8 protein-coding genes are annotated in these 9,755 nt (G+C 57.0%); 4 read left to right on the forward strand and 4 right to left on the reverse strand.

What is annotated here, in order from left to right; genetic code table 11:
- Positions 1-330: 330 nt before the first annotated feature.
- Entirely contained in the window at positions 331-1,227 is an 897-nt protein-coding gene (locus ACFPLB_RS11040; protein ID WP_378229559.1) for a LysR family transcriptional regulator ArgP, read from the reverse strand.
- A gap of 92 nt (positions 1,228-1,319) precedes the next feature.
- Between ACFPLB_RS11040 and ACFPLB_RS11045 the strand changes: the two genes are divergently transcribed.
- Together ACFPLB_RS11045 and ACFPLB_RS11050 are read left to right on the forward strand one after the other, a co-directional pair.
- A complete protein-coding gene (locus tag ACFPLB_RS11045; RefSeq protein WP_378229561.1) occupies positions 1,320-1,931 on the forward strand; it encodes a LysE/ArgO family amino acid transporter in 612 nt (203 codons plus the stop codon).
- A gap of 21 nt (positions 1,932-1,952) precedes the next feature.
- On the forward strand, positions 1,953-2,573 hold the full coding sequence (locus ACFPLB_RS11050) for an FMN-binding negative transcriptional regulator (RefSeq protein ID WP_378229563.1): 621 nt from the start codon (positions 1,953-1,955) through the stop codon (positions 2,571-2,573).
- 209 nt (positions 2,574-2,782) lie between these two features.
- On the opposite strand, the gene ACFPLB_RS11055 is transcribed toward ACFPLB_RS11050, so the two are convergent.
- Complete coding sequence (locus ACFPLB_RS11055) at positions 2,783-4,117, reverse strand: hypothetical protein (protein ID WP_378229565.1); 1,335 nt, start codon at positions 4,115-4,117, stop codon at positions 2,783-2,785.
- Between the two features lie 450 nt (positions 4,118-4,567).
- A complete protein-coding gene (locus ACFPLB_RS11060; protein WP_378229567.1) occupies positions 4,568-5,200 on the reverse strand; it encodes a tyrosine-type recombinase/integrase in 633 nt (210 codons plus the stop codon).
- Positions 5,201-5,551: 351 nt separating this feature from the next.
- Between ACFPLB_RS11060 and ACFPLB_RS11065 the strand changes: the two genes are divergently transcribed.
- The gene (locus ACFPLB_RS11065) at positions 5,552-6,769 is read left to right on the forward strand and encodes an AAA family ATPase (protein ID WP_378229569.1); all 1,218 of its coding nucleotides are present in this window, start codon (positions 5,552-5,554) and stop codon (positions 6,767-6,769) included.
- Entirely contained in the window at positions 6,762-9,293 is a 2,532-nt protein-coding gene (locus ACFPLB_RS11070; RefSeq protein ID WP_378229571.1) for a S8 family peptidase, read from the forward strand. The genes ACFPLB_RS11065 and ACFPLB_RS11070 overlap by 8 nt, the downstream gene beginning before the upstream one ends.
- Positions 9,294-9,547: 254 nt before the next feature.
- Here the strand turns inward: ACFPLB_RS11070 and ACFPLB_RS11075 are convergent.
- The coding region (locus ACFPLB_RS11075; RefSeq protein WP_378229573.1) for a hypothetical protein at positions 9,548-9,755 on the reverse strand (208 nt) is incomplete at its 5' end.

Consider the following 9,755-nt stretch of genomic DNA (forward strand, 5'->3'; position numbering starts at 1 on the left):
TTTGACTATCTGCTCACCAAAACGCTCATAGATGAGGGATCACGCACTCAGCCATATGCTATTCGAGCATGGTGATCGCGAGAAATCAGTTAAGGCATGGGCATGAGGCCTTGCATGGTGAGAAGATGACCTGTCTGCTGACCAGTCCGACATACTCCGCCGGTTACACTCTATGATTCAATATGCCGTCAATTGCGGCACTCCATTGGGTGAGATAGCCCGTCGCCGATTCTACGTTACAGCGGTATCTTGAAGAACAGCGATGTCCGTTTCCGACCCCATCCCGGTCATACGCACACCCACTTATGATCCCGAAAGCCGACATTGACCCTAGCGCTGTAGAAGCGAGACCTTGGCGGTATCGACGACACGCCTTGTCAACTCGGGAAACTGGTTTTGAGCCCAACGACTAACTTGCCAGTAGAGCGGGATATCCGTGGTTGCGCCGGGGACTAGCTCAACAAGACGTCCAGCCGCGATATGGGCCGCAACTAGATCTATCGGGTTGAGGCTCCAGCCAATCCCAAGAATACAAGCTTCCACAAATCCATGCGTGGATGGGAGCCAATGCGTCGGCGGCGCTGGGAGTGATCCAAAATTGGCTGCAAGCCAATCCCCTTGCATGGTGTCCTTATTGTTGAATGTGAGCACAGGTGCTCGCGACATCGCTTCCGCGTTGACCCCTTCTGCGAAATACCTTTGCATGAACTCTGGGCTGGCGGTTGAGACGTAGCGCAGATGACCTAACGCCGTAACGGTGCAGCCAGCCGCTGGCTGCGGCATCGATGTGACCGCGGCGAGAACTCGGCCCCGCTTTAACCAATCAACCGTGTAATCCTGATCGTCTACGGCGATGTTGATCACCACATTGGAACGCCCGGTGAAACCCGCCATTGCCGGCAAGAACCAGGTTCCGAGGCTGTCCGCGTTCACAGCCACATCGACAGTTACCGGTCCGCTCGAAATATCGCCAAGCTCGGGTATTTGCGCGACCAGTTCGTTCTCCAACTGCCCGACCAATTCCATGTGCCGGCACAGCCATGCCCCCTTGTCGGTGGCGCGGCACGGTATGCCTCGTTCTACCAGCACCGCTCCCATACGTTCTTCAAGCTGCTTCACGCGCTGCGAGATGGCGGAGGGCGTAACGTTGAGGGCTTTCGCAGCCTTTTCGAAGCTGCCCGTGCGCACGATCGCCGCGACGGCCGCGGCGGCATTGTAATCAAGCATGATTAGCCAGCCTTATGCTGCGTTAGCTACTTTAACTGGTCTAATGCAAGTTCGGCGTTTACGCCAACGGGCATGAAGCATGACCCTTCACCATGAACCCATCGATTTTCTTGACCGGCCTCGGCATGGGCTTGAGCCTCATTGTCGCTATTGGTGCGCAAAATGCCTTCGTCCTGCGACAAGGGCTCAAAGGCGAGCATGTGCTCGCTGTCAGTCTGGCTTGTGCAGTCTCCGACGCTGTGCTGATCGTGATCGGCGTTACCAGCTTTGGGCGGATAGCGGCCTGGCTACCCTGGGTCGATCCGGTGATGAGGATCGGGGGCGCGGCGTTCCTGGCCTGGTATGGTGCAAGAAGCATGATGTCCGCCTTGCGCTCCACGAGCACTCTTTCTGTCGAGAGCGACCAAGCCACCAAGCCGCTTTTGCCGACGCTTCTAACGTGCCTCGCGCTGACGTGGCTTAACCCCCATGTCTACCTCGACACGGTGGTCCTGCTGGGTTCAATTTCCACCCAGTTCGGTGAGCAACAATTTGCCTTTGCCGCTGGCGCAGTCACAGGATCGTTTCTGTTTTTCTTCGCCTTGGGCTTCGGCGCTTCGCTGCTGCGACCGATCTTCGCGCAACCTGCGGCATGGCGTATTCTGGAAGCTGTTATTGCGTTAGTGATGTGGGCGATCGCCCTCAAGCTCATCACCGGCTCATAAACTTTGTCCCTGGAGCGACTGATGTACATACCCGACCATTTCAAGGAAGTTGATCCCGCCGAGATTGCGTCGATCATTGCCGGCGCACCCTTGGCTTGCGTGGTTGCAAACACTACGGAGGGCCTGGTCGCCAACCATGTACCACTCATGTTCGACAAGGGAGGTGACCTCATCGGCCACTTTGCGCTGGCTAACGATATGCATCGCACAGTTGCGGATGGTCAGGAGGTTTTGGCCATCTTTCGCGGAGTCGACGGTTACATTTCGGCCAACAGCTACCCCTCGAAGCTGGAACATCATCGTCACGTGCCGACCTGGAATTACCAGGTGGTGCACATTCATGGCATCATCACTTTCCAGCACGACGAACGCAGCAAGCGGGCTGCGATCGGTTTATTGACGCGCGACCAGGAACGCCGGGTCAACGGGGATAGGGCCTGGAGAATGGCCGATGCACCAGCCGACTATATGCTCGACATGATCGGCAAGATTGTTGCGTTTCGGATTTCGGTGACACGCACGATCGCAAAATCCAAGCTCAGCCAAAACCGGGATCAACGTGACTTCGACGGAGCAGTTGAGGAGCTGAAGGCACACGGTGACCAAGCCCTGGCCGAGCGTATGGTCGCAACGCGGAACTGATGTCTTTCGCTCATATTCGCGTCAGCTAGATGTCTGCTCCAAGGGACTTTAGCGAAAAAGCTGACAGTCCGGAATCCACCCCGTTAAGGTCGCGCCCATCTGGATCTGCATGTTCGGCTGCTATCGACCCCTTGTCGGTCCTAAGCTTCGCAGCTCCGCTCTCCCCAAAGCCGACAGATAAATTAGGCTTCTTAGATGCAGAAAAGTGCCTATCCCAATCCATTCTGCTGGGTCAACTGGGAGGTTGCTTTTTCTTGCGTCGCTCTCGCTGCGTTGTTGCCTGCAGCCCAAGTCCGATGCATCAGGCTTTCGTCAGCAAGGAAAAACTCACCCCCCAAGACCTCTGCACCATCTTCCACAAGGCGCTTTTTCATGGCGTCTTCGCCGGCAATTGCAATATCTGCGTTGGCATATGGGGCAGTGTCGGGCTGAGGGCTGGGTTTGAAGATTTTCCAGTTGAAAGCCCCTTTGGGATAGGCGCTCTGGATCTGGTCGCGGCGCGCTTGGGGGCTCTTCGAGAAGCCAACTTTGATGATGTACTTGTCTGCGAGTTCGTCAGTTCCTCGACCGAGATAGGCTGCGATATTGCCTGTGAGACGGAGGATGTAGAGATGCTTCGGCCCATCCGTTTCGCCAACCCAATAGGGCTGTGAGGCCGGCCTCACAGCGCGGCTGGGGCTAAGGGCGAATTCTAGGGTCTGGATTGTGGGGTCGACAGGACTGGTCTGCCCATAGACGGGCACTTCGTAAACGTCCAGTTCGTAGAGCTTTGCCGCCTCGTCGATGGAGAGCGATACTCCGCTTGCGCCGATGAACTCTGGGTTAGAGCTGCCGTAGGCTTGCGGAAATAGGTCTTCGACCTGACGCCAATCCTCCGGAATGATCCTCCACGCTCGGGTCGCCTTCACGGCATACAGCCATTTCCCACGAGAATCAGAATCGCGCTCCTTCTCTGCCCAGCGATCCCCGGAGATAAATTCGCGCGCGTGGCCAGTCTCGTGGGATATCTCGAGCACCCCCACGACCTTGCCGCGCATGTTGTCCGGGCCTTTCCCCTTAGTCACGTAGATCGCGACCAGCGTCCCTGGCTTTGAGTTGGTCAAGTAGCGATTTCGCCGGGCCTCATTGGCGAAGCCGATGCATCCCCAGCCGGCTGGATCGAAGCCCCAGAACGACGTCAGCCAAAGCTGCCGTTCGTCGGGCAACGTATCTGCTGTTGGAGCAAACTCTGGAACCGACGCCCAATCGAACGCGAACACTTCCCGCTGGGCGGCCTCGATGTTGATGGCTCCGAGCGCGCCTCGAATGTACGCCATGGCGTCGTCAGCCGGATACAGCTCTCCCTTCTTCACCAGGATCGTCGTGAGAGGCGGCAGACCCCGGTCCGCCAGTTTGTGCAGAATGACCTCGAGGTTTCGTCCCAGCCCCCGACCAGTTGGATGGCTCCAGCCTACTGCTTCGCCGACCTGCTGATAGGTGGTCCGACGTTTCTGCAAAGCCTTTCCGGCCAGAAAGCGGGCGATGGCAAACTGAAGTGCATCCATGCGCTATCCCTATGTTTCAATGACACCCAAAAAATAACTCTTATTCCAGTACCGCAAACTCATAACAACGCAATGCTCAAACTATCATTGCAAGGTTGCTGTATAGCTGATCGAGATCAAGCGCCTACCATCGCATTTCTGGCGGCCAGAACTGACCTCTGGCGGAATGTCTTACGCCGCCCATAAGGGTAAAATTCACGGCGCGTGTCGAACGACAACCCCTGAGTGGAGCCAGCTCAACTTCAGTGCTCGATTTTGAGCTAGCGCCTCCCTTCCGATGACGTGGTGTGAATGGGGGCTCAATTGGGACACCGCCCAAAATCTTCCAGTCTACTGCCATCCTCTTTCAACCCAAATAATGACAGTCAGCAACCCACCCCGAAGATCGATCATGTCAGATACTCCCGAGAGGAGTAGAGGCCATCCGCCTAGCGGATGGCCTCTACAAGGTCAGATCACAGTTTGCTCTGCCAAAAGCAATGCGTCTTCGATGTCGACACCTAAATACCGCACCGTGTTTTCGATCTTGCTATGCCCAAGCAATATCTGGATAGCACGCAGATTGCCTGTTGCTTTATATATCATTGCAGCCTTTGTTCTGCGCAGGGAGTGCGTGCCGTAATCCGCCACTCGAAGGCCAATAGCAGTTACCCATTCATCGACCAAACGAGCATATTGCCGTGTACTCATATGACGTGCGTGATTGATCCGGCTTGGGAACGCATGGTCATCCAGGGTGCCCCCGCGGCGTTCCAGCCAAGCCAGTAAGCTGGCACGCACATCACTGGTCAATTCGAATTGAACAGGGCGACCAGTCTTTTGTTGAAAGACCATCGCCCGCTTTCGTATCTCCGGTCCTGTGACCAAGTTTCCGATTTTAATCTTTACCAGATCGCAGCCACGAAGCTTACTGTCGATTGCAAGATCAAAAAGAGCACGATCCCGAACACGCCCTTCTCGATCGAGGAAGAAGCGAATTGCCCATATCTGCTTCTGCGTCAAAGGGCGTTTAGTTCCAACTGTCTTTCCAGCATTCCAAGCAGCACGGCCGCGAGCTGCGGCATCGTAATGAGAGTAACCCATTTTATTTCTCCTAGGCCGTGATTGGCCGAGGGAATAACGAAGGACGACAGCAATGGGGCCGGAAGCAGATAGGCAGCTTTTTGACGGTAGGACGAATTTTCAGCCGTTCGTCAGCTGCCATTGCTGTTTTTGTGGTAGGGCACCGTTGCGCGCAGCGCCCAAGAGTCTCAATCGGTTTCGACAACTTTATTCGTCGCTCGTCGCGCATCTCCTCATAGCTCGGAAGGTCCGCATCACCGTGCAGAACACGGGGAAGTGACTATTTTTGCATAATCAATAAATGATCTTGCATATTATGGCTTACTATCGCATAAGATTCGAGAATATCGGATTCATAGATGGAACTTTTCAATGGAGCACTTTTCGGCGGTCCAAAGTTTGTGTCGGGTCGGGCTGGAAGGCGGCGATGCGAGATTCCGAAAGCAGGTTGAAAGGCTACGAGACCGATTGGCGAAAGCAGGCGACGACCGAGATGCCTCTACACTCAATGCCCTGCTAGCAAATGTGACAAGCGAGGTGTCCTTCGCTCCTAGTAACGTAGAGGTGTCACGGTCGCTGGTCACGGGTGACGAGTTGACAACCAACGTACACCCCCCTGCTGATCGAGAAACGAGTGTTCCCCTTGCGGAGATTTTGCTCGCACCCGCGTCGGGTCAGCCTACGCCGATCTTCGGCGAAACGCTCCAGCTGGCTATGAATGCGCTGGTCTCAGAATGGCAGCGCGCCGACGCGCTCAAGCTTCTCGGCGTGGAACCCTCCCGATCATGCCTGTTCTATGGCCCTCCCGGCACAGGAAAAACGCTAGCCGCATTGACGCTTGCGGCGCGCCTGAAACTTCCGGTTGTCAACGCCCGGATCGACGGTTTGGTGAGTTCATTCCTCGGCACCACTGCTCGCAACATCGCCAATCTCTTCGATTTTGCCAACCGCTATAGGTGCGTACTGATCCTCGATGAATTTGATGCACTCGCAAAAATGCGCGACGATCCGCATGAGCTGGGCGAATTAAAGCGCGTGGTGAATACACTCCTCCAAAACCTCGACGCTCGCGCTGATAAAGGGCTCACGATTGCAATCACCAATCACGAAGGCCTGCTCGACCCAGCGGTCTGGCGCCGCTTCCAGAATCATGTGCGGATCGGTCAGCCCGATCTGCCGACCAGGCTGGAAATGCTACGTACGTTTCTAAGTTCACTGGAACTCGGGGACGATGTCATCAAGACCTTGAGCTACGTCGCGGGCCCCCGGTCTGGTTCGGATCTAAAGACGTTTGCTGATGCGCTCCGCCGTAGCCTAGCGTTGTCGGGCAGTGAAGTGACGCCGCGCGCCATCACCATCGCGACCAAGGCGCTGTTGCCGCGGCTCGGTATCGAAGATGCTGAGATGGGGCCTGCGCGGCTTTTCCTTGTCGACGAGCCGAAGTTCATCGGCCAGATACTTCACGCCCAGCTCGGCGTACGACAGGAGAGCCTCGCGCAGATGTTCGATTGCAGCCAGAGCAAGATCTCGCGCTGGTCCGCAGACTGGATGTCCGAGGGCATCACAGCAGAAGGGGGCGTCGATGTCTAACAATCCTGTCCAGATCGTCCTGAACGACGACTCCTTCCTTCGTGCGCCCGATCCCGGCCGGGCGGGACCTGACAAGGACTTCTTTGAGAAGAACGACCGTGCGTTCGCGCTGCACAAGGCGGCGATGCTTACACGCTTGGACGAGATAGACGCGACGCTCGCCGCCTCCCGCTTTGGGCCGGTTACTTATGTCCGGGTACGCCTGCGCGTGGAGGCCATCGCGAAATCCTATCGGCCGAACCGGGCGCTGTTTCTTACCGATCAGTTCCCATGCGTGGGCGCTGGTGCCCCGGGCGAGCTCTTTTTTCGGGCGCCACGCATTCATCTAAACCGGCTGCGGGCGCGGTTCGAGGATGCCGAGATTGCAGGTGAAACCCGGATTTCGAGCAAGACCGGCAACCCCTATCATTACGTCACACGCGCTAGGTCGGAACTCGGTGCGATCGAAACGATCGAGATCGCGGCTCCTGGAGCCAAGCGTGACTTTTCCGCTGCGTCCGCCGTGGATGCGATGCTCGACCCCTCGGCCGCCAGCGGCTACATTGTCGAATTGTTCGAACAGCGGCCGCTGGATGTGATCAGCAGTGCCGATATTCTCGGTATGCGCCAGTCGTTCGACACTCTGCAGCAGGATATCGCCCAGCTCGGCGACGGTATGTATGCAGCATTGCTGCCCAGTCCAGGCGGTGTGCCCTCGATCGAATTGCTCGTGACTACCGCCCCCACAAAGCCGCTGATCGAGGACCGCCGCGCGGTTCGCGGCGAGCTGACGCTCGTGCCACCAGTCGCGCAGGTCGACGCGAATGTTGAGCGGCACGAACTCGTGCTGAAGGTAATGGCCGCACATCCGCTGGTTCGTCGCATTCGATTTCCGGTGCTGCTCCAGCCTTCACACGCGCCGGCAAGCCCCGGAGAGATGACATTCGCCGTTCCTGAGCGTATGGCGAACGGCATGTATCCCAAAGTTGGGGTGATCGACACCGGGATCTGCACTCACTTCTCGGGTTGGGTTCAGGATCGCTACGATTATCTTGATATCGACGCCTGCGACGCGACGCATGGCACGCTGGTCGCCGGAATTTTAGTCGGTGCGCAGAGCCATAATGGCAACGAAATCGGGCGTGAGGCCGACGGCTGTGATCTCATCGATATTCCGTTGATGCCCAAGGGGCGGTTTCTCGACGTTTACGGACAACGTGGCTTTGAAGCCTTTCTCGAGGAACTGGAGGCCGCAATTGTTGAGGCGCGTGACAATCACGATGTTCGGGTGTTCAACATGTCATTGAACATCACTTCGCCGGTCGAACAGAATCTCTATAGCATCTACGCCGCCCGCCTCGACGAGATTCAGGATCGCCAAGGGGTGATCATCGTCAACTCTGCTGGGAACCTCAGCGGTGCCGAATGGCGCGCACCGTGGCCGCCCACGTCACGCCAGGCGATTGCAGCACTGGCATCCCGAACAGCGTCCGATACGATTTTCATGCCCAGCGAGAGTGTGCGCGCACTCGCGGTCGGCGCGCTCAATCCGCCCGGCGGTTCTCATGTGGAAGGCGCGCCCGCGACCTATACGCGCCGTGGTCCGGGCCTGCGGGTCGGTGTTAAACCCGATCTTGCCCATTATGGGGGGACAGGTGATTCTACTTCGCCCGACAAGACCGCGCTGGTGTCCTGCTCGCTGGACGGAAACTGTGCCGAGACTCGCGGCACAAGCTTCGCAGCGCCATTGGTCGCCAAAACTCTTGCGACGTTGGACTCGATGACTGGTCAGAAGCTCGATACACGCACTTTACGGGCATTTTCAGTCCACCATGCAACGATACCAACCTGCCTTGAACACCGGTCGCTCAAGGACATTGCTCGGCAGTTTGTCGGGTTTGGTCAGCCCAGCAATGCGGCGTCGATGCTGGAGACCGATGACCATTCAATTACGCTCGTGTTCGAAAGTCGTCTGAGCATCGGCGAGAAGCGGCCGGCCATTCTACGCTTCCCCTTTGCGTGGCCCGCTTCGCTAGTCGATCCATCAACGCGAGCATGCTGCGGCCAGGTGCAGATGACGCTGGTCTATGATCCGCCGATCGACCAGGCCTTCGGGACTGAGTTCGTGCGCGTTAACCTCGATGCCAAGCTACGCCAGCGTCAGCCGGTCGATCGCGCTGACGGCATGCCAAGCTTTCATGATCAGATAACCCAAGCGTTCTTGCCGAAGTCTTCGGGCATGACGCCGCCGGAGCGGGCGCTGATTTCGCATGGCCTCAAATGGTGGCCGACCAAGCGCTATGCCGCCAATTTTGGCGACGGTGTCGGCAGCAGCACCGAGTGGCAATTGCAGGTGGAAAGTCTCGTGCGCGCCGAGGCCCAATTTCCCGCCGAGGGTGTACCTTTCTCGCTGATCGTCACTATCGAAGATCCAGAACGCACTCAGCCGATCTTCCAAGAGTTCCGGCGCCAGCTCGTGACGCAACGCGTGGACCTCCATGATATCCGGACTGCCGTAAGATTGCGCGCTCAAGCGCGTCGCTAGTAGGTTGTTCAACGAACGAATGAGGGAACGGCTGCTTGGAGGCTTCGGCTCACAAGCGTTAAACGACCGAAACGAGGGCGCGTTGCTGTCGAAGTGTAGCGGGCAGCTGAATGGCCGCTTTCCCAACTCCGCCCCCTAGGAGCGGTCAGGCAGGAAGCCACTCCAAACCAGACTTTGACCAGATCAAACAAACGGAAGATTTCTGAGGATTTTGCAGCAAGTTGATGTTGCTGCTTGTCGTCGTCAGCGGAAGCTCAACCGCGCGCACCGTAAACGATCATGATTTCTGCCATATCATCCAGTATATCATCAGGAATCCGAGCATCACGCCAGACGCAATATGCGAGTGCCAAAGCAAGCAGTGCATTTGGATCGTGGTCATGAACGGCTCGTGCAACACTGCGGCCGAGATCCACTTTTAACCTTTGCGACGAAAGGTCACGAAAATCCTCCACGATCTCA

Source organism: Aquamicrobium segne, from assembly GCF_042656785.1.
In the GTDB taxonomy this organism is placed as follows: domain Bacteria; phylum Pseudomonadota; class Alphaproteobacteria; order Rhizobiales; family Rhizobiaceae; genus Mesorhizobium; species Mesorhizobium segne.

What these genes read in the sequence shown, in the direction of transcription:
- ACFPLB_RS11060 (WP_378229567.1), bottom strand. Translation starts at nt 5,200, where the DNA reads ATGGGTTACTCTCATTACGATGCCGCAGCTCGCGGCCGTGCTGCTTGG.
- ACFPLB_RS11065 (WP_378229569.1), top strand. Translation starts at nt 5,552, where the DNA reads ATGGAGCACTTTTCGGCGGTCCAAAGTTTGTGTCGGGTCGGGCTGGAA.
- ACFPLB_RS11055 (WP_378229565.1), bottom strand. Translation starts at nt 4,117, where the DNA reads ATGGATGCACTTCAGTTTGCCATCGCCCGCTTTCTGGCCGGAAAGGCT.
- ACFPLB_RS11045 (WP_378229561.1), top strand. Translation starts at nt 1,320, where the DNA reads ATGAACCCATCGATTTTCTTGACCGGCCTCGGCATGGGCTTGAGCCTC.
- ACFPLB_RS11070 (WP_378229571.1), top strand. Translation starts at nt 6,762, where the DNA reads ATGTCTAACAATCCTGTCCAGATCGTCCTGAACGACGACTCCTTCCTT.
- ACFPLB_RS11050 (WP_378229563.1), top strand. Translation starts at nt 1,953, where the DNA reads ATGTACATACCCGACCATTTCAAGGAAGTTGATCCCGCCGAGATTGCG.
- ACFPLB_RS11040 (WP_378229559.1), bottom strand. Translation starts at nt 1,227, where the DNA reads ATGCTTGATTACAATGCCGCCGCGGCCGTCGCGGCGATCGTGCGCACG.